23 protein-coding genes are annotated in these 23,223 nt (G+C 72.0%); 17 read left to right on the top strand and 6 right to left on the bottom strand.

What is annotated here, in order from left to right; translation table 11 throughout:
* The first annotated feature begins 77 nt into the window (after window positions 1-77).
* The 6 genes from ald (at window position 78) to ABZX65_RS02385 (ending at window position 6,239) form a co-directional block, all read left to right on the top strand.
* Complete coding sequence (ald, locus tag ABZX65_RS02410; protein ID WP_355333609.1) at window positions 78-1,193, top strand: alanine dehydrogenase; 1,116 nt, start codon at window positions 78-80, stop codon at window positions 1,191-1,193.
* Window positions 1,194-1,570: 377 nt separating this feature from the next.
* A complete protein-coding gene (locus ABZX65_RS02405; RefSeq protein WP_355333513.1) occupies window positions 1,571-2,533 on the top strand; it encodes a ParA family protein in 963 nt (320 codons plus the stop codon).
* On the top strand, window positions 2,518-3,234 hold the full coding sequence (locus tag ABZX65_RS02400) for a hypothetical protein (protein WP_355333511.1): 717 nt from the start codon (window positions 2,518-2,520) through the stop codon (window positions 3,232-3,234). Before ABZX65_RS02405 ends, ABZX65_RS02400 begins: the two co-directional genes overlap by 16 nt.
* Before the next feature lie 85 nt (window positions 3,235-3,319).
* On the top strand, window positions 3,320-4,417 hold the full coding sequence (locus ABZX65_RS02395) for a segregation/condensation protein A (RefSeq protein WP_355333509.1): 1,098 nt from the start codon (window positions 3,320-3,322) through the stop codon (window positions 4,415-4,417).
* A complete protein-coding gene (scpB, locus tag ABZX65_RS02390; RefSeq protein WP_355333506.1) occupies window positions 4,414-5,106 on the top strand; it encodes an SMC-Scp complex subunit ScpB in 693 nt (230 codons plus the stop codon). Before ABZX65_RS02395 ends, scpB begins: the two co-directional genes overlap by 4 nt.
* Window positions 5,106-6,239: a pseudouridine synthase gene (locus ABZX65_RS02385; RefSeq protein WP_188285806.1), complete on the top strand. Its 1,134-nt coding sequence runs from the start codon at window positions 5,106-5,108 to the stop codon at window positions 6,237-6,239. Before scpB ends, ABZX65_RS02385 begins: the two co-directional genes overlap by 1 nt.
* A gap of 99 nt (window positions 6,240-6,338) precedes the next feature.
* On the opposite strand, the gene ABZX65_RS02380 is transcribed toward ABZX65_RS02385, so the two are convergent.
* The gene (locus tag ABZX65_RS02380) at window positions 6,339-7,052 is read right to left on the bottom strand and encodes a nucleotidyltransferase domain-containing protein (protein WP_355333503.1); all 714 of its coding nucleotides are present in this window, start codon (window positions 7,050-7,052) and stop codon (window positions 6,339-6,341) included.
* 135 nt (window positions 7,053-7,187) lie between these two features.
* Complete coding sequence (locus tag ABZX65_RS02375; protein ID WP_355333500.1) at window positions 7,188-7,550, bottom strand: DUF952 domain-containing protein; 363 nt, start codon at window positions 7,548-7,550, stop codon at window positions 7,188-7,190.
* 369 nt (window positions 7,551-7,919) lie between these two features.
* On the opposite strand from ABZX65_RS02375, the gene ABZX65_RS02370 reads away from it, so the two are divergent.
* The 5 genes from ABZX65_RS02370 (at window position 7,920) to der (ending at window position 12,747) form a co-directional block, all read left to right on the top strand.
* Window positions 7,920-8,162, top strand: a complete 243-nt coding sequence (locus ABZX65_RS02370; protein WP_355333497.1) for a YidB family protein — start codon at window positions 7,920-7,922, stop codon at window positions 8,160-8,162.
* 303 nt (window positions 8,163-8,465) lie between these two features.
* The gene (locus ABZX65_RS02365) at window positions 8,466-9,551 is read left to right on the top strand and encodes a prephenate dehydrogenase (RefSeq protein WP_355333494.1); all 1,086 of its coding nucleotides are present in this window, start codon (window positions 8,466-8,468) and stop codon (window positions 9,549-9,551) included.
* A gap of 308 nt (window positions 9,552-9,859) precedes the next feature.
* Window positions 9,860-10,537, top strand: a complete 678-nt coding sequence (cmk, locus tag ABZX65_RS02360) for a (d)CMP kinase (protein ID WP_355333492.1) — start codon at window positions 9,860-9,862, stop codon at window positions 10,535-10,537.
* Window positions 10,534-11,190: a lysophospholipid acyltransferase family protein gene (locus ABZX65_RS02355; RefSeq protein WP_317453018.1), complete on the top strand. Its 657-nt coding sequence runs from the start codon at window positions 10,534-10,536 to the stop codon at window positions 11,188-11,190. Before cmk ends, ABZX65_RS02355 begins: the two co-directional genes overlap by 4 nt.
* Window positions 11,191-11,280: 90 nt before the next feature.
* The gene (gene der / locus ABZX65_RS02350) at window positions 11,281-12,747 is read left to right on the top strand and encodes a ribosome biogenesis GTPase Der (protein ID WP_355333489.1); all 1,467 of its coding nucleotides are present in this window, start codon (window positions 11,281-11,283) and stop codon (window positions 12,745-12,747) included.
* A gap of 39 nt (window positions 12,748-12,786) precedes the next feature.
* Here der and ABZX65_RS02345 read toward each other — a convergent pair whose 3' ends face one another.
* Window positions 12,787-13,035 carry a hypothetical protein gene (locus tag ABZX65_RS02345; RefSeq protein ID WP_355333486.1) on the bottom strand — a complete coding sequence of 83 codons (249 nt, stop codon included), beginning with the start codon at window positions 13,033-13,035 and terminating at the stop codon, window positions 12,787-12,789.
* A 196-nt stretch (window positions 13,036-13,231) separates the two neighbouring features.
* Window positions 13,232-14,044, bottom strand: coding sequence for a hypothetical protein (locus ABZX65_RS02340; protein ID WP_355333484.1), 813 nt, complete (start codon window positions 14,042-14,044; stop codon window positions 13,232-13,234).
* 477 nt (window positions 14,045-14,521) lie between these two features.
* Here ABZX65_RS02340 and ABZX65_RS02335 point away from each other — a divergent pair, with 477 nt between their 5' ends.
* The 4 genes from ABZX65_RS02335 to ABZX65_RS02320 all read left to right on the top strand — a co-directional run bounded on the left by ABZX65_RS02335 (window position 14,522) and on the right by ABZX65_RS02320 (window position 17,914).
* A complete protein-coding gene (locus tag ABZX65_RS02335; protein ID WP_355333481.1) occupies window positions 14,522-15,136 on the top strand; it encodes a transglycosylase family protein in 615 nt (204 codons plus the stop codon).
* 217 nt (window positions 15,137-15,353) lie between these two features.
* Window positions 15,354-16,055: a transglycosylase family protein gene (locus tag ABZX65_RS02330; RefSeq protein ID WP_355333479.1), complete on the top strand. Its 702-nt coding sequence runs from the start codon at window positions 15,354-15,356 to the stop codon at window positions 16,053-16,055.
* Between the two features lie 137 nt (window positions 16,056-16,192).
* Window positions 16,193-17,470 carry a glycosyltransferase family 4 protein gene (locus tag ABZX65_RS02325; RefSeq protein ID WP_355333476.1) on the top strand — a complete coding sequence of 426 codons (1,278 nt, stop codon included), beginning with the start codon at window positions 16,193-16,195 and terminating at the stop codon, window positions 17,468-17,470.
* A gap of 210 nt (window positions 17,471-17,680) precedes the next feature.
* Window positions 17,681-17,914: an I78 family peptidase inhibitor gene (locus ABZX65_RS02320; RefSeq protein WP_188285797.1), complete on the top strand. Its 234-nt coding sequence runs from the start codon at window positions 17,681-17,683 to the stop codon at window positions 17,912-17,914.
* A gap of 19 nt (window positions 17,915-17,933) precedes the next feature.
* Here ABZX65_RS02320 and ABZX65_RS02315 read toward each other — a convergent pair whose 3' ends face one another.
* Window positions 17,934-19,004 carry a phosphatase PAP2 family protein gene (locus ABZX65_RS02315; RefSeq protein ID WP_355333473.1) on the bottom strand — a complete coding sequence of 357 codons (1,071 nt, stop codon included), beginning with the start codon at window positions 19,002-19,004 and terminating at the stop codon, window positions 17,934-17,936.
* Window positions 19,005-19,398: 394 nt separating this feature from the next.
* On the opposite strand from ABZX65_RS02315, the gene ABZX65_RS02310 reads away from it, so the two are divergent.
* Both ABZX65_RS02310 and ABZX65_RS02305 read left to right on the top strand, forming a co-directional pair.
* Entirely contained in the window at window positions 19,399-20,985 is a 1,587-nt protein-coding gene (locus ABZX65_RS02310) for an MFS transporter (RefSeq protein ID WP_355333471.1), read from the top strand.
* Window positions 20,986-21,228: 243 nt separating this feature from the next.
* Window positions 21,229-22,428 carry an acyl-CoA dehydrogenase family protein gene (locus ABZX65_RS02305; protein WP_355333468.1) on the top strand — a complete coding sequence of 400 codons (1,200 nt, stop codon included), beginning with the start codon at window positions 21,229-21,231 and terminating at the stop codon, window positions 22,426-22,428.
* A 153-nt stretch (window positions 22,429-22,581) separates the two neighbouring features.
* Here the strand turns inward: ABZX65_RS02305 and ABZX65_RS02300 are convergent, their stop codons facing one another.
* Entirely contained in the window at window positions 22,582-23,025 is a 444-nt protein-coding gene (locus tag ABZX65_RS02300; protein ID WP_188283772.1) for a cell division protein SepF, read from the bottom strand.
* Window positions 23,026-23,223: the final 198 nt, after the last annotated feature.

Genomic DNA, 23,223 nt, shown 5'->3' with positions numbered 1-23,223 from the left:
GAGTCTTCCTTCACTAGACTGGCTTTCTGCCGCCCCAAAGCGGTCATTCTTCCCTGAGCGCAAGGACCGTGATCGACGTGAAGGTGGGCATCCCCCGCGAGGTCAAGAACAACGAGTTCCGCGTGGCCATCACCCCGGCAGGCGTGCACGAACTCGTCCGCAATGGACACCAGGTCTTCGTGGAGCAGGGCGCCGGCGACGGCTCGTCCATCCCCGACGAGGAGTACGTCTCGGCAGGTGCGGGCATCCTCGCCACCGCCGACGAGGTGTGGGCCACGGCCGATCTGCTGCTCAAGGTGAAGGAGCCGATCGCCGAGGAGTACCACCGGCTCCGCAAGGACCAGACGCTCTTCACCTACCTGCACCTCGCCGCCTCCCGCGCGTGCACGGACGCGCTGCTGGAGTCGGGCACCACCGCCATCGCGTACGAGACGGTGGAGACCGCGAACCGCCAGCTCCCGCTGCTCGCCCCGATGTCCGAGGTGGCCGGCCGGCTCGCCCCGCAGGTCGGCGCCTACCACCTGATGCGCTCGGCCGGCGGTCGCGGCGTCCTGCCCGGCGGCGTCCCCGGTGTCCAGTCCGGCAAGGCCGTCGTCATCGGCGCCGGTGTCTCCGGCTGGCACGCCACCACCATCGCGCTCGGACTCGGCTTCCACGTCACGCTGCTGGACAAGGACGTCAACAAACTGCGCGAGGCCGACAAGGTGTTCGGCAACCGCGTGCAGACCATCGCCTCCAACGCCTACGCGCTGGAGAAGGCCGTGCTCGACGCCGACCTCGTGATCGGCGCGGTGCTCATTCCGGGCGCGAAGGCGCCGAAGCTGGTCACCAACGAGCTGGTCTCGCGCATGAAGCCGGGATCTGTCCTTGTCGACATCGCGATCGACCAGGGCGGCTGCTTCGAGGACTCCCGCCCCACCACACACGCCGAACCGACGTTCCCCGTACACCAGTCGGTGTTCTACTGCGTCGCGAACATGCCCGGCGCGGTTCCCAACACCTCGACGTACGCGCTGACCAACGCGACGCTGCCGTACATCGTCGAACTGGCCAACCGCGGCTGGCGCGAAGCGCTGCGACGTGACGCGGCTCTCGCTCTCGGTCTCAACACGCATGAGGGACAAGTTGTTTACGGTCCGGTGGCCGAGGCGCACGGCCTCGACTCCACCGACCTGCACGCGCTGCTGGGCTGACCGGCGGCCACTGTGACCAGGCGCGTCAACATCGCGCCAACACCGCACCACCGGCCGGGTCTTGTGTGTCGAGGCCCGGCCGTTCATGTGCTTACGCCCTTGACAGCGGGGTGTTCGGTTGCCGACACATCGTGCCGTGTCCGGCGGATTGTGTTGCTGTGGACCACCGACACGCCATAGAGTCGCGAATCGTCGGCTGTAGTCACGCTGACCTGTCTAGAAGTTTCCTGGTCACCAAGGAGGTAAGACGACTTGTGAATGAGTCGACATTTGCTCCCGGGGGTGGTCAACCAGGAATGACCGTCGGTTCCGTCGCGGTCCGCACCTTCGAGTCCCGCCGGCCCGAGACGAACACAGAGACGCAACCTGCTTACGCCATGGCGCCTTTCAACGACAACGACCTGCAGGACGGTCAGTTCTACGACCCGGATGCCGAGTACGAACCGGATCCGGAGTACGCGGCCACCCTCGCCCCGGACGCGGCCCGGCAGCGCCGCGAACGCGTCGGCCCCACCGGCCGGCCCCTGCCGTACTTCCCGATCCCCAATCCGCTCACCAACCACGGCCCCGCGAAGATCGTCGCGATGTGCAACCAGAAGGGCGGGGTCGGCAAGACCACCTCGACCATCAACCTGGGCGCGGCGCTGGCCGAATACGGCCGCCGGGTGCTTCTTGTCGACTTCGACCCGCAGGGCGCGCTCTCGGTCGGCCTCGGGGTCAACCCGATGGAACTCGACATCACGGTCTACAACCTGCTGATGGAACGCGGACTGGCGGCCGACGAGTGCCTGCTGAAGACCGCGGTGCCCGGCATGGACCTGCTCCCCAGCAATATCGACCTGTCGGCAGCGGAAGTGCAGCTCGTCAGCGAGGTCGCCCGCGAGTCGTCGCTCCAGCGCGCCCTCAAGCCGCTGATGGCCGACTACGACTACATCGTCATCGACTGCCAGCCCTCGCTCGGCCTGCTGACGGTCAACGCGCTCACCGCGGCGCACTCGGTGATCGTTCCGCTGGAGTGCGAGTTCTTCGCACTGCGCGGGGTCGCGCTGCTCACCGAGACCATCGAGAAGGTCCGCGAGCGGCTCAACCCCGAGCTGGAGCTCGACGGCATCCTCGCCACCATGTACGACTCGCGCACCGTGCACAGCCGCGAGGTGCTGGCCCGGGTCGTCGAGGCGTTCGACGAGCACGTCTTCCACACCGTCATCGGCCGCACCGTGCGGTTCCCCGAGACGACCGTGGCGGGCGAGCCGATCACCACCTACGCGTCCAACTCCGTCGGCGCGGCCGCCTATCGCCAGCTCGCCAGGGAGGTGCTCGCCCGGTGCCACGCCGAGTGAGTCTGCCGGGCGCCGACGAGCTGTTCCGGACGACCGGAGGAGCGGCGCTCCAGGCCCCGCAGCCACGGCAGCACCCCGGCGGCCCCGGCCCCGGCGGCTCCGGTGGTTCCGGGAGCTCCGGCGGCTCCGGTGGTCCGGGCGAAGGACAGAACGGTACGCAGGCGGACGGCCGGCTGCGGTCCGTACCGGTGGCCGACCCGGCCGCCGGGAACGACGCGGCCGATCCCGCGGACGGCGACGAAGGGACACGACCCTCCGGCACCGCGGGACAGGGCGAGGACAACGCGGAACACGGCGGCCGGGACATCCCGACCTCACGCCGCCCGCTGACCGCCGAACGGGCCGGTATGCCGTCGCCCGCCGCCTCCTCCGGCACCATGACCGCGCCCGCGCCGCAGCCGCAGGCCGCACCGGTCCAGCCCCCGATCACCGCCCAGCCGCAGCCCCAGCAGGCGCGGCGCAAGGCCGCCCGGCAGAACCGCCGTCCCAGCGGGCGCGAGCGGCACGACGAGAAGATCACCGTCTATGTCTCCGCCGAGGAGCTGATGGATCTGGAACACGCCCGGCTGGTGCTGCGCGGTGAGCACGGGCTCGCCATCGACCGCGGCCGGATCGTCCGCGAGGCCGTCGCCGTGGTGCTGGCCGATCTGGAGTCGCGCGGCGACGCGAGCATCCTCGTACGCCGTCTGCGGGGCCGCTGACGCCCCGACGGCGCGCGGTCGGGGAACGGGGCATGGCCTGCTGCGGCGAGTAGCCTGCACAGACCACTTCGTACCCTGGACCCCGATGCCGACCTCACCCGCCACTCCCCGCCGCAGCCTCGGGCTCGGCGCCGCCGCCGAGGCGGAACCGACGCCTGCCGTGACAGCGGAGCCGCCTGCCGCGGTGGCGGAAGAGGCGGTGGAAGAGGCGGTGGAAGAGACCGAGCCCGCGGCGGCGGTCGAAGCCGTGGAGGCCGTTGAGGCCGAGCCGGCTCCGGCTCCGACCGGAGGGGACCGTTTCACCGTACGGCTGGCGAATTTCGAGGGGCCGTTCGACCTGCTGCTCGGGCTGATCTCCAAGCACAAGATGGACGTCACGGAGGTGGCGCTGTCGAAGGTCACCAACGAGTTCATGACGTACATCCACGCCATGGGCCCAGACTGGGACCTCGACCAGACCACCGAGTTCCTGGTGGTCGCGGCCACCCTGCTGGACCTGAAGGCGGCCCGGCTGCTGCCGTCCGCCGAGGTCGAGGACGAGGCGGACCTCGCGCTGCTGGAAGCACGGGACCTGCTCTTCGCCCGGCTGCTCCAGTACCGGGCGTACAAGCGGATCGCGGCGATCTTCGCCGAGCGGCTGGACCACGAGGCGCTGCGCTACCCCCGTACCGTCGGCCTCGAACCGCAGCACGCGGAGTTGCTGCCCGAGGTCGTCCTCAGCATCGGCCCCGAGCGCTTCGCGCGGCTCGCGGTGAAGGCGATGCTGCCCAAGCCCAAGCCGCAGGTGTACGTCGACCACATCCACGCCCCGCTGGTGAGCGTCCGGGAGCAGGGCGAGCGGGTGATCGCGCTGCTGCGGGAGCTCGGCGTGGCCAGTTTCGGGCAGTTGACCGAGGACGCGCCGGACACGCTGACGGTCGTGGCGCGCTTCCTCGCGCTCCTTGAGCTGTACCGGGAGAAGGCGGTCGCGCTGGACCAGGAGGAGGCCCTGGGGCTGCTCCAGGTCCGCTGGACGGGCGGGGAGCAGGACACGGCGGCGCCGCTGGTGACCGACGAGTTCGACCAGGAGGCGGCGGCTCCGGCGCGCAGGCCGGAACCGCGGCGGGAGCCGGAACCGGTGCCGGCGGCGGAGTCAGTGCCGGTGCGTGAGCCGCAGCACGAGCAGGGAGAGGCCGAGGAATGACGGACGTGTCGGATATCACCGGGGCCCTTGCCGCGGCCGGCGCGGCAGGCGATACGGCGGCGCCCGCGGGCCTGCTCGCCGCCGCGACCGCCGAGCTGGAGCTGAAGCCCGCCCTGGAGGCGGTGCTGATGGTCGTCGACGAACCGGCCACCGAGGAGCACCTGGCCAAGGTCCTGGAACGGCCGCGGCGGGCCGTCGGCAGGGCGCTGCGCGAGCTGTCCGACGACTACACCCGCGAGGGACGCGGCTTCGACCTGCGGCTGGTCGCCGGTGGCTGGCGCTTCTACACCCGGCCCGCCTTCGCGCCCGCCGTGGAGAAGTTCGTCCTCGACGGGCAGCACGCCCGGCTCACGCAGGCCGCGCTGGAGACGCTGGCGGTGGTCGCGTACCGGCAGCCGGTCAGCCGTTCGCGCGTCTCGGCGGTCCGCGGAGTCAACTGCGACGGCGTCATGCGCACCCTCCTCCAGCGGGGGCTGGTCGAGGAAGGTGGGACGGAACCCGAGACAGGTGCGATCCTGTACAGGACGACGAACTACTTCCTGGAACGTATGGGCCTGCGCAGCCTCGACGAGCTGCCCGAGCTAGCACCGTTCCTGCCGGAGGCGGAAGCGATCGAGGCGGAGTCCCAGGAGGGGCTTCCGTCGTTCGATCCGGACGCGCCGGACGACACCTCGACAACGGACACTTGATGCGAAGCAGCGACAGGAACAGCGGCGGCAACCGGAACCCGCGGGGCGGCGGAGGCGACAGGCCCCGTGACGCCGACCGGCGTGGCGGTGCCGACCGGCGCGGCGACGGCCGCTCGGGCGACGGGCGCTCGGGGGACGCGCGCCGCGGTGAGGGCCAGAGCCAGCGGCCCAAGGGCACGCCGCGTCCCGAGGAGCGCCGCTACGACGTGGGCAGCACCGGCCAGTCGGGTGCGAACAAGCCCGGCGGCATGCCGCGTACCAAGCCCGGCAGCAACAAGCCGACCGGCAACCGCGGCCGCAAGCCGGTGCCGGCCCGGCCGCGCGAGCTGGACGCGCAGATCGAGGAGCGCAACCGGGAGCGGCACAGCAAGCCGCAGATCAAGACGCCCAAGACCTTCCCCGGCGCCGAGCAGGAGGGCGAGCGCCTGCAGAAGGTGCTCGCGCGGGCCGGAATGGGTTCGCGCCGGGCGTGCGAGGAGCTGATCGAACAGCACCGCGTCGAGGTCAACGGGCGGATCGTCACCGAGCAGGGCCTGCGGGTCGACGTGGACCACGACGAGGTGAAGGTCGACGGGCTGACCGTCGCCACCCAGTCGTATCTCTTCTTCGCGCTCAACAAGCCGGCCGGTGTCGTCTCCACCATGGAGGACCCCGACGGCCGCCAGTGCCTCGGCGACTACGTCACCAACCGCGAGACCCGGCTCTTCCACGTCGGTCGGCTCGACACCGAGACCGAGGGCCTGATCCTGCTCACCAACCACGGCGAGCTGGCCCACCGGCTGACCCACCCGCGCTACGGCGTGCAGAAGACCTATCTCGCCGCGATCCAGGGGCCGCTCCCGCGCGACCTCGGCAAGCAGCTCAAGAGCGGTATCGAGCTGGAGGACGGCTGGGCCCGCGCGGACCATTTCCGCGTGGTCCAGAACACCGGCAAGAACTACCTCGTCGAGGTCACCCTCCACGAGGGCCGCAAGCACATCGTCCGCCGCATGCTCTCCGAAGCGGGCTTCCCCGTCGACAAACTGGTCCGCACCAGCTTCGGCCCCATCCCCCTCGGCGACCAGAAGTCCGGCTGGCTCCGCCGCCTGACCAACACCGAAGTCGGCATGCTGATGCACGAGGTGGAGCTCTAACCCCACCGCCCCGCCCCCGGCCCGCCGGACCGCCGGGCCTGGAAGTGCGGACCCGCGCGGGCGTCCGTCCAGATGGACGGGCGCCTTCGCGCGGGTGAGCTACGCGGGCTTGGGGGGGAGTGGGAACGTGGCTGAGGTGCGGCGGACGCGGGTGAGGAAGGCTTCTATGCGGGGGCGGTCGGGGTCGGGGGGGAGGGGGGAGCGGGCGGCGGCGGTGTCGGTCTCTTCGTGGAGCGTGCGCATCCAGGCGCGGACCTCGTCCCAGCTCAGTTCGCCGCGCTTGACGGACAGCAGGCGCTCGCGCTGGTCGCCGACGTCGATGGTGAGGCGGCCGGTGCGCAGCAGGTCGCGGCAGGACATCAGGAGCCGCAGCAGGTGCATGGCGTGCTTCCAGCGCGGCTGGCCGTGGGTGCGGATGTCCGCTTCGAGGCGGCCGAGCTGCTGGGCGGCGTAGCCGCGGAAGGTGGCGTCGGCGCGGCGGGAGAGGAACGCCTCGCGCAGGTCGAGGAGTTCGAGCCCGGTCGGGTCGGCGTACTCCACCAGCGGTGAGTGCAGGCATTCGAGCAGATTGGGGTTGGCGCGCAGCGCGAGCGAGCAGAATCGCTCCAGCTCCCAGGAGAACTGTTCGTGCCGCGGTCCGGTGACATGCGTCGGCGGCTTGTCGAAACGCCAGAACAATTCGGTGGGCGCCACGTACACACCGCGCCGGTCGGTGTCACTGCCGTCGGTGGCCAGACCGAAGGCGCGCGAGCCCATGACGCAGGCATAGACCGTGTGGTCCCGGACAAGGTCGTGCCCCAGCGGATCGCGCATGAGGGCGATTATCGCCATGAAGTCCGACCAAGCGCCGGAGTTTCCACTGCTTCGTGCGGTGATCACGTTGCGGACGGTGAGGGCGGGGCCCACGGTACCGCTGCGGCGGGGGAGATCCCGAGGGGCGTAGCGGGACTACGACCAGGCCGTCAGCCCGAGCGGACGGCCGTACGGATCCCGTACGACCTCCAGCATGCCGGTCACCGCGGGCCGGTCGATGGGGCCGTAGACGTGCGGGAAGGCCGTGCCCTCCGGAACGCCGGGCGGCGGCGCCGGATCGGCCGCCTCCCAGCGGACCTCGGCGCGCAGCGCGGCCTCCTCGATCAGCAGCACCATCAGCGGCCCCGCCACCTCCCGGTAGAAGGCGTCGGCCACCGCGAGCGTCACGGCCTCGTCGGGCGAGCAGTGCACAAAACCCTCCTCGTCCAGGGAGGCGGGGGCGTACGGGCGCTCGGGCGCGTGCAGCCAGTCGTCCAGCGGCACCAAGTGGAAGAGCATGGGGAAGTTCTACCTGGTCCGGGCGGGTGAGGCGGTGGCAAGTGGCGGCGGAGACGGGTTTGCGGGACATTGTCCGTGTTCGGTGCCGGGCGACGTGACGCGCGCCGACGGCCCGACTCCTGAAAGGGACGAGACCATGGCGGGAAACGACCTCGGAAGCCTTCTCGGCACTCTGCTCAGCGGCGCGAAGGGCGGCTCCTCCTCCGGCGGCGCGGGCGGCCTCCTCGGTTCGCTGCTGGGCCAGCTCGGCGGCAAGGGCGCGGCCGGTGGCACCGGCGCCGCCGCGGCCAACGGCGCCTCGGGCAACCCCCTCGAAGGGCTGCTGGGCATGCTCAACGGTCCGGCCTCGGCGAGCATGCCAGGTCGTGGGTGGGCCAGGGCGACAACAAGCCCGTCACCGGCGACCAGATCGCCCAGGCGCTTCCCGACGACGCCCTCCAGAAGGCGGCGCAGGACGCGGGCGTCTCCCCGCGGGAGGCCGCCGACCACCTCGCGGGCAGCCTCCCCGAGGCGGTGGACAAGCTGACGCCCGAGGGCGAGATCCCGCAGGGGGAGTCCCTCCAGGACGTCATCAGCAGGCAGCTCGGCAAGCTCGGCGGCCTCGGCAAGTAATGTCCCCGCCCCCGTGGCGGTCCGGCTCGCGTACCCGGCCGCCCCGGGGGCCTTGCCCGTACGCCCGCGCCGCCGGTACGCCCGTACGCCCGCGGCGCCCGTACGCCCGCGGCGCCCGTACGTCCGCGCCGCCCGTACGTCCGCGGCGTGCGTCTCGCAGTGCGGGCGTCCGTCTCGCGCCCCGCCCCCGGTGACTACCCTGGTCGGCAGGTACGTGAGCAGCCGAGGGAGCAGTGACGTGGCGGTACGAACGGTCCGCGGGAGCGGCCGACCCGAGCGGGACGCCTCCGGGAGCGTCGCCCAGTGAGGACCGCCCTGGTCGTCGGCAGCGGCCTGATGGGCACCTCCGCCGCCCTCGCGCTCACCGCGCGCGGTGTGGACGTCCACCTCACCGACCACGACCCGGGCACCGCGCGCACCGCGGCCTCGCTCGGCGCGGGCACCACGGGGGAGCCCGAGGGCCCGGTCGACCTCGTGATCGTCGCCGTGCCGCCCGCCCACGTCGCGGCCACCCTCGCCGACGCGCTGACCCGCGGCCTCGGCCGCGGCTACCTCGACATCGCCAGCGTCAAGGGCGGCCCGCGCCGCGACCTGGAGGCGCTGGGCTGCGACCTCACCCACTACATCGGCACCCACCCCATGGCGGGCCGCGAGCGCTCCGGGCCGCTGGCCGCGACCGCCGACCTCTTCGAGGGCCGCCCCTGGGTGCTCACCCCGACCCCGGCCACCGACACCGAGGTGCTCAACCTCGCCCTCGAACTGGTCGCGCTGTGCCGCGCCGTCCCCGTCGTCATGGACGCCGACGCCCACGACCGGGCCGTCGCCCTGGTCTCGCACACCCCGCAGCTCGTCTCCAGCATGGTCGCGGCCCGCCTGGAGCACGCCGAGGACACCGCCGTACGCCTGTGCGGCCAGGGCATCCTCGACGTCACGCGGATCGCGGGCTCCGAGCCCGGCATGTGGATGGACATCCTGGCCGCCAACCCCGGACCGGTCGCCGACGTCCTCGCCGACGTCGCCGTCGACCTGACCGAGACGGTCGCGGCGCTGCGCGCCCTCCAGTCCGCCGACGAGGACAAGCGGCGCGGCGGCGCGGCGGGCATCGAGGACATCCTGCGGCGCGGCAACGCGGGCCGCGCCAAGGTCCCCGGCAAGCACGGCACGGCGCCCAAGGCGTACGAGATCGTGGCCGTCCTCATCGGCGACCAGCCGGGCGAGCTGGCCCGCCTCTTCGCCGACGCGGGCGCGGCGGGCGTCAACATCGAGGACGTCCGCATCGAACACTCCACCGGACAGCAGGCCGGTCTGGTGCACCTCATGGTCGAGCCGCGCACCGCGCCCGCCCTGACCGTGGCACTGCGCGAACGCGGCTGGTCGATCCGGCAGTAGACGTACGGCGCGGGCCGGGCGGTGGCACGGTCAGGGCGCGGCCGGGCTCCGGCGGTACGGATCGGACGCGTGCCGGACGGGTCAGCCGCAGGACCGTACGCGCGCACAGGGCGCACAGGGCTCACCCGGCGCACCCGGGCGCGAGCGTGACGGGCACCCGGCCCGGCACCCCGGCCCCGTGCCCGTCCCGGCAGGGAAAACCCGTGGCGTTCCGGCGCGCGGGCGGCCGGTAACCTTGGGGGAATGGCATCCGGCCCCTCGGCCGGCCCGCCCGCCCCCCGCTCCGCGCACGAGGAAGGCCACCCGCTGTGGAAAATCCGGTGATCGTCGCCATCGACGGCCCTTCCGGTACCGGCAAGTCCAGCACGTCCAGGGCGGTCGCGGCGAAGCTGGGGCTGAGCTACCTCGACACCGGGGCGCAGTACCGCGCGATCACCTGGTGGATGCTGAGCAACGGCATCGACGTCAACGACCCGGTGGCCGTCGCCGACTGCGCGGGCAAGCCCGCCATCGTCGCGGGCCACGACCCGGCGGCCCCCGGCATCACCGTGGACGGCGTGGACGCCTCGGGCCCGATCCGCACCCAGGAGGTCACCGCCGCGGTCAGCGCCGTCAGCGCGGTCCCCGAGGTACGGGCCAGGATGGTCGAGTTGCAGCGCGCCGCCGCCACCGCGTCCCCCGGCGGCATCGTGGTCGAGGGCCGGGACATCGGCACGACCGTCTTCCCTGACGCCACCGTCAAGATCTTCCTCACCGCGTCCGCCGAGGCCCGCGCCGCCCGCCGCAGCGGCGAGCTGAACGGCGCGCTGAGCGTCGCGGACACCCGGGCCGCGCTCATCAAGCGGGACGCGGCCGACTCGGGCCGCAAGACCTCCCCGCTGGCCAAGGCCGCCGACGCGGTCGAGGTCGACACCACCGACCTCACCCTCGACCAGGTCATCGAGTGCATCGTCACTCTGGTCGAGGAGAAGCGGGCGCCCAGGTGACCGCAGAGCAGGGCACGGCGCCGGGACCGCGCGGAGCGGCCGTCGGACGCCGGATCGGCATCGTCTTGATGAACGGCCTGTGGCGGCCCCGGGTGCTCGGCGCCTGGCGGGTACCGGCGCACGGCCCGGTCATCCTGGCGGGCAACCACTCGCACAACATCGACGGCCCGATGCTGATCGGCATCTCGCCGCGCCCGCTGCACTTCCTGGTGAAGAAGGAAGCCTTCGTCGGGCCGCTCGACCCGTTCCTGCGCTCCATCGGGCAGCTCAAGGTCGACCGCGAGACCGCCGACCGTACGGCGATAACCGCCGCGCTCGGCGTCCTGGAGCGCGGCGGGATGCTCGGCATCTTCCCCGAGGGCACCCGGGGCGACGGCGACTTCGCCGAGCTGCGCTCGGGTCTGGCGTACTTCGCGGTGCGCTCCGGCGCGCCCGTCGTGCCGGTCGCCGTCCTCGGCAGCACCGCCAAGGGCCGGGCGGTCCCGGCGCTGCCGCCGCTGCGCTCGCGGATCGACGTCGTCTTCGGGGAGCCCTTCGAGGCGGGCGACGGCAGCGGGCGCCGCACCCGCAGCGCGATGGACGCCGCCACGCTGCGCATCCAGGAGCGGCTCACCGCCCACCTGGCGCACGCCAAGCAAGCCACCGGCCGCTGACCGCGCAGACGGAAAACGCGCAGGCCGAACCGCACCGGCTGCACCACACTGGTTACCGCAGCCGCCACAGTTGATCGACGGAGATACCTCATGGACCACGCAGACGAGCAGACCGAGCACGGCGGGACCGGCGCGCTCGGCGACGCCGAATACGCCGAGTTCATGGAGCTTGCCGCCGAGGAGGGCTTCGACCTCGAAGAGGTGGCCGACGACCTGGCCGAGGCCGGGCACGGCCCGCTGCCGGTGCTCGCCGTGGTCGGCCGTCCCAACGTCGGCAAGTCGACACTGGTCAACCGGATCATCGGCCGCCGCGAGGCGGTCGTGGAGGACAAGCCGGGCGTCACCCGCGACCGCGTCACGTACGAGGCGAACTGGAACGGCCGCCGCTTCAAGATCGTGGACACCGGCGGCTGGGAGCAGGACGTCCTCGGCATCGACGCCTCCGTGGCGGCGCAGGCCGAGTTCGCCATCGAGGCGTCCGACGCGGTGGTCTTCGTCGTGGACTCCACCGTCGGCGCCACCGACACCGACGCGGCGGTCGTACGGCTGCTGCGCCGCGCGGGCAAGCCGGTCGTGCTGGCCGCCAACAAGGTCGACGGACCGTCCGGCGAGGCCGACGCGGCCGCGCTGTGGAACCTCGGCCTCGGCGAGCCCTACCCGGTCTCCTCGCTGCACGGCCGCGGCACCGGCGATCTGCTCGACGCCATCATCGGGGTGCTGCCCGAGGCGCCCGCGCTGACCTTCGGCGACGTCGTCGGCGGCCCGCGCCGGATCGCGCTCATCGGCCGCCCGAACGTCGGCAAGTCGTCCCTGCTGAACAAGGTGGCCAACGAGGACCGGGTGGTCGTCAACGAGGTCGCGGGCACCACCCGCGACCCGGTGGACGAGCTGATCCAGCTCGGCGGTGTCACCTGGAAGTTCATCGACACCGCGGGCATCCGCCGCCGCGTCCACCTCACCGAGGGCGCGGACTACTACGCCTCGCTGCGTACGGCGGCGGCGCTGGAGAAGGCCGAGGTCGCGGTCATCCTGGTGGACGCCAGTGAGACGCTGGCCGAGCAGGACACCCGGATCATCACCATGGCCGTCGAGGCGGGCCGCGCGGTCGTGATCGCGTACAACAAGTGGGACCTGCTGGACGAGGAGCGGCGCTACTACCTGGAGCGCGAGATCGAGAAGGACCTCGTGCAGGTGCAGTGGGCGCCGCGGGTCAACGTCTCGGCGCGCACCGGGCGGCACATGGAGCGGCTGGTCCCGGCGATCGAGACGGCCATCGCGGGCTGGGAGACCCGGGTGCCGACCGGCCGCCTCAACGCGTTCCTGGGCGAGCTGGTCGCCGCGCACCCGCACCCGATCCGCGGCGGAAAGCAGCCCCGCATCCTGTTCGGGACGCAGGCGGGCATCAAGCCGCCGCGGTTCGTGCTGTTCGCCTCGGGCTTCCTGGAGGCGGGCTACCGGCGCTTCATCGAGCGTCGGCTGCGCGAGGAGTTCGGCTTCGCCGGTACGCCGATCCAGGTGTCGGTGCGGGTCCGCGAGAAGCGCGGGCGCAAGAAGTAGCGGCGCGCACGGGCCCCCGCGAGCCGGGGGCTCCCGGGGTCAGAGCCCGGGCATCCGATTGTCGGGACGGCCCGGCGGCAGTGCCGCCGGGCCGTTGCCGCGGTGCCTGCCGGGGGCGTACGCCGGCTGCTCCGCGTGCCAGGTGGTGAAGCCGTTGAACTGCAACGCCTCCTCGCCGGTCCGGTCGCCGGGCAGCGTGCGGAAGAGCCGCTGGTACTCCGAGTAGAGCGCGTCGTAGATGGGTGTTTCTGTGGCACCGCCCCCGGTCGCGTCCAGCGCGCTGCGCATGGACGGGATGTAGCGCTGGAAAGGGGCCCGGGAGGAGGTGTCAAAGGTGTGCACGTATGTGCCAACGAGCCGGTGTTGTCCGGGATGCGGGCCAGTCGGTTGAATTGCAGATCTTTGACCCGGGCGGCAGTGGGCGCGCGGAAGGGGCGCGCACGGTGTCCCGTACACGCCCCTCGTTTCCGGTGAAGCGGGTGGCTCAGGTCCCCGACAGCGGCATCGTCGCGGCCACCAGCAGGCCCCGCGAGCACGCCCTGGCCAGGGCGTCCCGCATCAGGTCCTCGCGCGGCTGACGGCCGATGGAACCGGCCGGGGCGGCGTAGACGTACACCTCGTTGGTCCGGTTGACGGCGTTCCGCCAGCCGTCGCTGACCTGGAGCGGCTGGTGCGCCTGCCACCACGCGGTGCCGGGGGTGCCGCCCGCGCCGGGCTGGAGCACGGCGTGCAGCCGCCCGGTGGCCAGCAGCACCGACCAGCCCGACAGCGGCGACGGCGGCACCTCCAGGTCGAGCTGCGGCATGAAGCCCTGCTCGATCAGGAGCGGCAGGAAGTCGTCGCCCGCGCCGGTGGCGCCGACTCGTGCGACCGGCCCGGTGGGCTCGATCACGAGCGCCGGGCGCAGCGTCTCCTCGACGATGATCAGACCGCAGGTGATGCCGAGCACCGCCTGCCGGGGCGCGGTCTCCACGGGCGGCGCGTCGGCCTGGCCGCCGATCGAGGGCCCCGCCGCCGTCTCGGGGCCGCCGATGCTGCGGACGGCGCCCTGCAACTGCTCCTCGGTGACCGGGACGACCTGCGAGGGGATGCAGGCGGCGTGCGCGAAGGCGAGGACCGCCGTCTCGTCGCCCACGAAGAGCACGGTGCTGGTCCGCTCCTGCCCGGTGTCCCCGGGGGTGCGACAGGAGGTGCAGTCGTACGTGCCAGGAGCGTTGGCGCCGTTGAGGAGCCGCTGGGTCTCCTCGTCGCCGATCTCGGCTCGTACCTCGTCACTCACGTCGAGCATGGGCGGCACGGGAGTCTCCTTGAAGTGCGGTGGTGCGGTCACGAATCCGGCCGGAACGCCGGACCTGTCCCGGCGCATAGTGACAACGGATGATCTGTGGTGGGAGTCACGCTTTGCGGGGGGATGTATTCCGTTACCGGTCGCCGAGGGTGAGATTCCCGGCGAATCGCTCACGCAGCGTCGAACGGCCGTGTGGGTGACGAAAGTTGGGCCTGTGAGGCTACTCACGGAGCGCGCCGTTTAGATCCTCATTTACGACGATACGTACGCGCCAATCACCCGTAAACCTCGTCTTCTTACCGCCGGTAACCCTCAACTGGCCTGCGGCGGACGGCAATTGTTTGGTGCGAGGGGGTGCGGCTGCCTAGATTCGCCCGCCGTGTGCAAATCGCACCGCCCGGGTTCGGACGGGCGCCGCATCCGTGGGGGAGCGGCGCCCGTCGTGACGCAGCAGGGGGGACACCCGGGTCCGTGGAGAGGGAATCCATGGTCTTGAACTGCAAGTACCGGCACACCGCGCTCCTGACCGGCGTCGCCGCACTGGCGCCGCTGGGCGTGCTGGCCGCCGCGGGAGAGGCGTCGGCGGCCGACAACGGGGTGTGGGACCGTATCGCGCAGTGCGAGAGCGGCGGGAACTGGCACATCAACACCCACAACGGCTACTACGGCGGTCTCCAGTTCGCCCCCGGCACCTGGCGGTCCTACGGCGGCACCGCGTACGCGCCGACCGCGGACCTCGCCAGCCGCGAGCAGCAGATCGCCATAGCGACAAAGCTCCAGCGCGCCAGCGGCTGGGGCGCCTGGCCCGTCTGCTCGCGCCGCGCGGGAGCCTACGGGGACGCGCCGTCCGCGGGCACGCCGTCCGCGAAGTCGACGGGCAAGTCCCTCGACAAGCCCGTCAGGAAGACCGTCAAGCCCGCCGCCGAGCCGAAGAAGCGGGAACCGGCGAAGGTCGTACGGCGGACCATGCCGCGCTACGAGTCGGCCGCCGAGGGCCGGGCCGACCGCAACGCGACACGCACCGCCCTGATCGCCGTCGTGCGCGGCCCGGCGGAGCGGGGGCAGGGCCCGGTCGTTCCGGCGTGGTGGCCGCACTGGTGACGGACCGTCCGCCGGCGGGGCGGTTCGGGCGCCCGCCCGGCCGGGGCGCCCCGGGACCGCGCTCGTTCGGTGCCGGAGCGTCGTAAGGCCGCCGTAAACCGGACCCGCCGCGTTCCCCCGTGTGCCCCACCCCGTTGTGGTCCGACCGGGTGGGGTACGCGCGACGTACGGACGCGATGCCCCCGATCCGGGGTGCGGCCGTGCTTAGCGTGGCCCGATGAGCGATCAGTCGTCTTATCGTCATATCGTCTCCCCGCGTGCCTCGGTGCGCGTCGCCGTGGCCGTCGCACGCGCCGCCGCCACGCTGGCCGCGCTCGGTGCGGCCGTGCTGCTGCCGGTGGCCGCCGCGCCACCCGCGACGGCCGCCCAGGGCGCGCCGGCCGTCCCACCGCCCGTGGAGCGGCCGGGACAGCCGCAGCAGCCCGAGCGGTCCGGCGGGTCCCCGCAGTCGGTGCCGTCGGTACAGGCGGCCATCGCCTTCCAGGCCGCGCGGGCCGCCGCCGGGTCCCCGACCGTCTGGGACCGGATCGCCATGTGCGAGAGCAGCGGGAACTGGCACATCAACACCGGCAACAGCTACTACGGCGGCCTCCAGTTCTGGCAGCCCACCTGGGAGCTGTTCGGCGGTCGCGCCTATGCCCGGCGCGCCGACCTCGCCACCCCCGCCGAGCAGATCTCGGTCGCGGAGGAAGTGCTGAAGGTGCAGGGCTGGAACGCCTGGCCGGTCTGCGCGCGGCGCAACGGCTTCACCGGCCACCGCCACATCGTGCACACCGTCAAGAGCGGCGAGACCTTGTCGGCCATTGCCCGTTCCTATGGAACCCAAGGGGGCTGGCAGTACCTCTACCAGCTCAACAAGGACCTCATCGGCCCCGACCCCGACCGGCTGATCGCGGGAACCGTCCTCACCGTCAACTGACGCGGCGGCCCACCCGAGTCAACCCCGTTCACCCGTCCGTGGCGCGTCCGGCAAAGGGACGCGCCACGGTTGCTACGGTCGGTCGCGCGGGCCGACCGACCCGCGTCCAGCGGGGGAACAGGAACACGGGCACGCCCATGCGCATCACCTTCCTGATACACACCACGTACGGCATCGGCGGCACCATTCGCACGGTGCGCAATCTGGCGGCGCGGCTGGCCGACGAACACGAGGTCGAGATCGTCTCGGTCTTCCGCGACCGCGACCGGCCCGAGTTCACGTACGACCCCCGGATTCGGCTGAGATATCTGGTCGACATCCGCAAAGGCGCCCAGGACGGCGTCCTCGACGACCCGCGCCACCAGCGGCCGTCGGCGATCTTCCCGTCCACCGACCGGCGGCACGCCCTCTACAGCCCGATCACCGACGAACGCATCGGCGCGTGCCTGGCGGAACTCGACACCGACGTGGTGGTCGGCACCCGGCCGGGCCTCAACGTGCACCTCGCCCGCCAGGCGCCGCGCGGCCTCGTCCGGGTCGCCCAGGAGCACCTGACGCTCGACACGCACTCCACGCGGCTCGTGCTGACCCTGCGCCGCCACTACCCGGGCCTGGACGCCGTCACCACCACCACGGAGGCCGACGCGGCCGTCTACCGCCGCCGTATGCCGGGCGTCCGGGTCGCCGCCGTCCCCAACAGCGTGCCGCCCACCGGCGCCGCACCCTCCGACTGCACCGCGCCCGTCGTGGTCGCCGCCGGACGGCTCGCCCCCGCCAAGCGCTACGACGACCTGATCCGCGCCTTCGCCGTCGTCCGCGACCGCCGCCCCGACTGGACGCTGCGGCTGTACGGCTCGGGCCGCGAGCGCGCGAAGCTCGACGCGCTCGTCACCGAACTGGGCGTGCGCGACAACGTGAAGCTGATGGGCGCGGTCTCGCCGATCGAACCGGAGCTGGCCAAGGCGTCGGTGCTCGCCGTCACCTCGACCCTGGAGTCCTTCGGCATGACGCTGGTGGAGGGCATGTGCGCGGGGCTTCCCGTGGTCTCCACCGACTGCCCGCTCGGGCCGCGGGAGATCGTCGACGACGGCGTGAACGGTCTGCTGGTGCCGCCGCGCGACATCGACGCGATCGCCGGCGCGCTGCTGTCGCTCATCGAGGACGACGAGCGCCGCCGGGAGATGGGCCGCGCCGCGCTGGCCTCCTCGGCGCACTACGACCCCTCGGTCATCGCCCGGCGCCATGTGGACCTCTTCCAGCGGCTGCTGGACGACCGGGCGCGCGGCGGCGCCCGGTCGCGCGCCGCGGTCCGCGCGTCGGTCGGGCGGACGATGGGCGCCCTGCTGTCCGCGGGGGACATGACGGGGGCCGCGGTCAGGAAGGCCGGACGCCGAAGGCAACACATCGTCAGTTAAAGACGACCGTCTACCCAATTCCTATCTCTTCATGCTCATGGACCCGCGAGTAACCGGAGGCATTGCGAAGATGCTGTGCGGGAGTTGTGTGGACAGGTAATTCAGTGACCTGCGGGTATTCACGGGGACGGAGCGAACCGTAGGGCACGATCTGTGACAGAAACGTGATGATCAAGGTCGTTCCGGCCCGGGGACGCCTACCGTGAAGGTATGCCTCACAACCCTCAGACCCCACAGGATCCGCGGCCCCCACGGAGCCCGGCCGACGACCCCGACGCCTACACCGGCCTCGACGCGCGGGAGGCCGAGCGCCTGGCCGAGCAGCGGGGCTGGCAGACGGTGCGCAGCCTGCCGCCCGGCGCGATCGTGACCATGGAGTACGTCGTCGGGCGGCTGAACTTCACCGTGGAAGGGGGCCGCGTCCAGCGCTGCTGGGTCGGCTGACGGGCCGAAGCCGCCCGGCTCAGCCCGCGATGCCCCGGCCGCGCACCTGCTGGTGCGCGAGCGGGGTCGTGGGCCTGGCCGGGCGCTCGACGGGCGGACGGCGGCTGCCGACCGGGGTGAGCGGTGTGCGTTCGTTGCGTCCGGTGGGCGGCCTGCCGGGCGCGTGCGGGGCGGCGGCGACCGGAGTGGTCGTGGTGGCCGTGACCGCCGCGGTGGCGCCCCGGGCGACCGCGCCGACCGTCGCGCGGCTCGGCGCGTGCTCCTCCTGCTCCGCGTCCGGGTCCTGGTCCTGCGCGGAGGCCGGGGAGCGCTGGGCGACCAGCACCGGGCTCACGGCCTCCGGACGGAGGACCGCTTCGGCGGAACCGGTGCGCATCCGGGCCCAGGCGTAGGCCAGGAAGTCCTCGGCCCGTGCCATCGCGGGCTCGAACCACGGCAGCGCCAGCAGGATCAGCAGACCGGCCGCCCAGCCGAGCAGCACGTCGCTCACCCAGTGCGTACCGAGGTAGACCGTCGTGGCGCCCACGCCGAGCGCGAGCAGCGCGCTCACCACGGACCCCAGCCTGCGGGCGCGCGGAGTCGTGGCCAGATACGCCAGAACGCCCCAGGTCACGACCGCGTTGGCGGTGTGACCCGAGGGAAATATATCGCCGCCGGCGAACATCTCGGCGGAGCCGACGGTCGTCGCGTAGTGCGGACCGAGCCGCCCGAGACCGTATTTCACGGCTCCCACGGTGATGTTCAGCAACAGCAGTGAGGTGCCGAGGACCAGCAGCGGGTGCAGCGTGCGGTGGCGCCACGCGCGCCACCCCAGCCACGCGAGCACCATCACCGCGGTGGGACCTCGTTGGCCGAGGACGACGAAATAATCCAGGAACGCGTGGATTTGCGGCCATTGTTTGTAAGGACGCCAGAGCATGACCTGCCAGTCCAGCGTCACCAGTTTGGAAGTGGTGAGGACGCCCACGACGATCGCCACGTAGACCGCCAGCGTCGAACCGAACAGCCACACGCGTGTTCGGCTCATCCGCGGCAGGTCGCGGGTGGTCGGGCGCTCCGCCGTACGGAGGCGCTTCTCATCGGTTCGCACTCAATCGACGTTACAGCGTGTGACGGCATAGTTCGGCCGTACGAGCTGCTTTGTAATGACGATGTGATGTGGAGTGCGTCTCAGGGAGCCCTTTGGCGGCCGGTGATTCGGGCGGAATGCGGGAGTGGCTGGAGTTTATGTTCGGGTGTTGATACTCACAGGGTCGGCAAGGTGCGGCCTTCTTATTTATTGCTTATTTCCCTCACCTTTCTCCGCAGTTTCCCCGTCCATACCCGGGCCGACGTGATCGAACGGGGCCGCGCACGGGCGGCGCCGGGGCGCGCGACGGGTGTCCGAGGGGGTCCCGCGGGGGCGGTGACCGGGTGTTGTGAGCCCGTGACCAGCGAGTGGTCTCGCGTACGCTGACGACTCACTCGTTCGTGGAGGTATGCGTATGACGAGGCCGGTCAGCAGGTGGACCATTCTGTTCGTCCTCTGCGTCAGCCTGCTGATCGTCGCTCTCGACGCGACGGTGCTGCACGTGGCCGTCCCCGCCCTCACCGAGGATCTGCGGCCCGGCGCCCAGGACCTGCTGTGGATCGTGGACGCCTATCCGCTGATCGCCGCCTCTCTGCTGATCCTTTTCGGGACACTCGGCGACCGCATCGGCCGCCGCAAGGTCCTGCTGATCGGCTACGCCCTCTTCGGCGTGGCCTCCGCCCTCGCCGCCTTCGCGCCGACACCTCACGTACTGATCGCCGCCCGCGCGCTGCTCGGCGCCGGCGGCGCGATGATCATGCCTGCCACTTTGTCGATACTTCGACAGGTCTTCCCCGACCGCCGCGAGCGCGCGACGGCGATCGGCGTGTGGAGCGCGGTCGCCGCGGTGGGCGCCGCCGTCGGCCCGGTGCTCGGCGGCTTCCTCGTCGAGCACTTCTGGTGGGGCTCGGTCTTCCTGATCAACATCCCGCTGATGGCCGTGATGCTGCCGCTCGGCCGGATACTCCTGCCGGAGTCCCGGGGCAGCACCGACGGCCCGTGGGACGTGCTCGGCGCGGTCACCGCCGCCCTCGGCGTCCTCGGCGTGGTCCTCGGCATGAAGCGGCTCGGCGGCGGCGCGAGCCCGCTGGACGCCTCCGCCTTCGTCCCGCTGCTGGCCGGAGTGGGCCTGCTGGTCTGGTTCATACGCCGCCAGCGCCGCCGCGAGCATCCGCTGATCGACGTCCGGATGTTCTCCCAGCCCGCCTTCTCCACCTCGGTCGGCTGCATCGTGCTCGCCATGCTCGCCCTGGTCGGCCTGGAACTGATCGCGGTGCAGTACCTGCAACTGGTCCTCGGCCTCAGCCCGCTCCAGACCGGACTGCGCCTGCTGCCGCTCACCTTCGCCGCCATGGCCGCGGGGCTCACCGGCTCCCGCATGCTGCGCGGCTTCGGTCCGCGCCGCATGGTCTGCGGCGGATTCGTGCTCACCGCCGTCGCCGTACTCGCGCTGACCGCCATGGGCCAGAGCGACCGGCCGGTCCTGCTCACCACCGCCTTCGTCCTGCTCGGCTTCGGCCTGGAGGCCACCCTCTTCGGCGCCTACGAGTCCATGCTCAGCGAATCCCCCGCGCACCAGGCGGGCGGCGCGGCGGCGATCGGCGAGACCTCGTACCAACTGGGCGCCGGGATGGGCATCGCGCTGCTCGGCAGTGTGATGAACGCCGCCTACGCGCCGGGCGTCGCCCGCACCCCGGGAGTGAGCGCCGCCGACAGCACCGCCGCGGGCCACTCGCTCGGTGAGGCGTACGACGTCGCCGATCGGCTCGGCGGCGGGTCGGGCGCGGCGCTGCGGCACGCGGCCCGGCACTCCTTCGTCACCGGGCTGCACATGACCCTGCTGGTGAGCGCGGGGCTGCTGCTCACCGGGGCGCTGGCCGCGCTGCGGCTGCCGCGGGTCATGGAATGCGGCGCGGACAAGGGGCAGGCCACCTGCGATCTGGTGCTCCCGGCCCGCCAGGAGCCCGCGGCGGCCGTACGGTCCGGCGCGCCGGGGGAGTGAGCCGCGTCCGGCCCCCGGCGGCCGGGCCACGGGGTGCGCGAAGGTCCCGGCGCGCGGCTCCCACCCGCTGCCTTTGGCCATGAGATCGGGCTCCCGCCGGCCGGGACGTCCGGCTCCCGACGCTCCCGGCGCGCGGCGGGCCGAGCGGTCTGGACGCACGGCAGACTGAAACGTAACGTCGGCGCCGAGCCGTAGGTTACCGCCGCTAGTTTCCGTGTCCTTCTGTGCCGGAGGTCCCCCGTCATGCCCGGAGCCGCAACCCCGCCCTTCGACCCGTACGACCCGCTGGGCCTCGACGACCTGCTGACGCCCGAGGACCGCGCGGTCCGCGACACCGTACGGAAATGGGCCGCCGACCGCGTGCTGCCGCATGTCGCCGACTGGTACGAGCGCGGCGAACTGCCCGTCATCAGGGAACTCGCCCGCGAGCTGGGCGCGATCGGCGCCCTCGGCATGCCGCTGACCGGCTACGGCTGCGCGGGCGCGAGCGCCGTCCAGTACGGCCTGGCCTGTCTGGAACTGGAGGCCGCCGACTCCGGCATCCGGTCGCTGGTCTCGGTCCAGGGCTCGCTCGCGATGTACGCCGTCCACCGCTACGGCTCCGAGGAACAAAAGCAGCGCTGGCTCCCGTTGATGGCCGCGGGCGAGGTGATCGGCTGCTTCGGCCTCACCGAACCCGACCACGGCTCCGACCCGGCCGCCATGACCACCCACGCCAGGCGGGACGGCTCCGACTGGGTGCTCAGCGGCCGCAAGATGTGGATCACCAACGGCTCGGTGGCCGGTGTCGCCGTCGTCTGGGCCCAGACGACGGACGCGCCCGGCGGCATCCGCGGCTTCGTCGTCCCCACCGACACCCCCGGCTTCTCCGCGCCGGAGATCCACCACAAGTGGAGCCTGCGCGCCTCGGTCACCAGCGAACTCGTCATGGACGACGTCCGGTTGCCCGCCGACGCCGTGCTCCCCGAGGTCACCGGCCTGCGCGGACCGCTGAGCTGCCTCAGCCACGCGCGCTACGGAATCGTGTGGGGCGCGATGGGTGCCGCGCGCAGCAGCTTCGAGGCCGCGCTGTCGTACGCGACGACGCGCGAGCAGTTCGGCAGGCCGATCGGCGGCTTCCAGCTCACCCAGGCCAAACTCGCCGACATGGCGGTCGAACTGCACAAGGGCATCCTGCTCGCCCACCACCTGGGACAGCGGATGGACGCCGGACGGCTGCGGCCGGAACAGGTGAGCTTCGGCAAGCTCAACAACGTCCGCGAGGCGATCGAGATCTGCCGCACCGCCCGGACGATCCTGGGCGCCAACGGGATCTCACTGGAGTACCCGGTGATGCGGCACGCCACCAACCTGGAGTCCGTGCTCACCTATGAGGGCACGGTCGAGATGCACCAGCTCGTCCTGGGCAAGGCGCTCACCGGACTCGACGCCTTCCGCGGATGACGCGGTGCGGCCGTACCCGCCCGGTGAGCGCCCTGCCCGGTCCTGATCGGGGGTTGTCCCCGGGGAGACAACCCCCGGCCCCCGGCAGGGGCGGGACCGGCGGGCTGGTGAGAGAGCGGCGGCCAGAGTGTCAGGTCTGGTCGAACCAGCGTGTCAGTTCTGGTTGAAGAAGCCGTCGCCGCCGCGCTTGGCGTCGGCGTTCATGACCATGTAGTCGGCGGGAGTCAGCAGGAACACCCTGGTGGCGACGCGCTCGATGGAGCCGCGCAGCCCGAACGTGAGACCGGCGGCGAAGTCGACGACGCGCTTGGCGTCGCTCGGCTCCATGCCGGTGAGGTTGACGATGACCGGGACGCCCTCGCGGAACAGCTCCCCGATGCCGCGCGCGTCCCGGAAGCCGTCCGGGGTCACGGTGGCGATCCTGCGGCCCTGCTCTTCGGCGGTCTCGGTGGCCACCCGCACCCGCGGGTCGGTCACCCACGTGTCAGCCCGCTCGGAGCCCTCGCCGTAGTCGGCGTACTCCTCGTCGTAGTAACCCTCGCCGCCGTTGTCGTCAACGAGGCCCAGCCAAGCACTCGCCCGTCGAACCGATCCCATGGACGCCTCCTCTCTCACACGGTCAGTACCGTCCGCAGTCCTATGGTCGTCCATGATGTGGATGATGTGCCAAGCGGATTGCCGCCAGTCAGGCGTCTTGTGACGGTACTGGTGCACACGATAGTGGCGGATCGTCAGGCAGGCCCAGGGATATGGCCCCTGACACTTCGTTGGGAGCGCTCCCCACTTCCGGGTGAC

The organism is Streptomyces sp. NPDC003300, assembly GCF_040610915.1.
GTDB lineage: Bacteria > Actinomycetota > Actinomycetes > Streptomycetales > Streptomycetaceae > Actinacidiphila.
The sequence above is the reverse complement of the archived record's forward strand: the minus strand, read 5'-3'. Positions and strand labels throughout refer to the sequence as shown.

Excerpts from the sequence above, each read along its gene's own strand:
- ABZX65_RS02405 (WP_355333513.1), top strand. The coding sequence starts at position 1,571 with ATGGCGCCTTTCAACGACAACGACCTGCAGGACGGTCAGTTCTACGAC.
- ABZX65_RS02395 (WP_355333509.1), top strand. The coding sequence starts at position 3,320 with ATGCCGACCTCACCCGCCACTCCCCGCCGCAGCCTCGGGCTCGGCGCC.
- scpB (WP_355333506.1), top strand. The coding sequence starts at position 4,414 with ATGACGGACGTGTCGGATATCACCGGGGCCCTTGCCGCGGCCGGCGCG.
- ABZX65_RS02385 (WP_188285806.1), top strand. The coding sequence starts at position 5,106 with ATGCGAAGCAGCGACAGGAACAGCGGCGGCAACCGGAACCCGCGGGGC.
- ABZX65_RS02380 (WP_355333503.1), bottom strand. The coding sequence starts at position 7,052 with ATGCGCGATCCGCTGGGGCACGACCTTGTCCGGGACCACACGGTCTAT.
- ABZX65_RS02375 (WP_355333500.1), bottom strand. The coding sequence starts at position 7,550 with ATGCTCTTCCACTTGGTGCCGCTGGACGACTGGCTGCACGCGCCCGAG.
- der (WP_355333489.1), top strand. The coding sequence starts at position 11,281 with ATGGACCACGCAGACGAGCAGACCGAGCACGGCGGGACCGGCGCGCTC.
- ABZX65_RS02345 (WP_355333486.1), bottom strand. The coding sequence starts at position 13,035 with ATGCGCAGCGCGCTGGACGCGACCGGGGGCGGTGCCACAGAAACACCC.
- ABZX65_RS02335 (WP_355333481.1), top strand. The coding sequence starts at position 14,522 with ATGGTCTTGAACTGCAAGTACCGGCACACCGCGCTCCTGACCGGCGTC.
- ABZX65_RS02330 (WP_355333479.1), top strand. The coding sequence starts at position 15,354 with ATGAGCGATCAGTCGTCTTATCGTCATATCGTCTCCCCGCGTGCCTCG.
- ABZX65_RS02325 (WP_355333476.1), top strand. The coding sequence starts at position 16,193 with ATGCGCATCACCTTCCTGATACACACCACGTACGGCATCGGCGGCACC.
- ABZX65_RS02320 (WP_188285797.1), top strand. The coding sequence starts at position 17,681 with ATGCCTCACAACCCTCAGACCCCACAGGATCCGCGGCCCCCACGGAGC.
- ABZX65_RS02310 (WP_355333471.1), top strand. The coding sequence starts at position 19,399 with ATGACGAGGCCGGTCAGCAGGTGGACCATTCTGTTCGTCCTCTGCGTC.
- ABZX65_RS02305 (WP_355333468.1), top strand. The coding sequence starts at position 21,229 with ATGCCCGGAGCCGCAACCCCGCCCTTCGACCCGTACGACCCGCTGGGC.
- ABZX65_RS02300 (WP_188283772.1), bottom strand. The coding sequence starts at position 23,025 with ATGGGATCGGTTCGACGGGCGAGTGCTTGGCTGGGCCTCGTTGACGAC.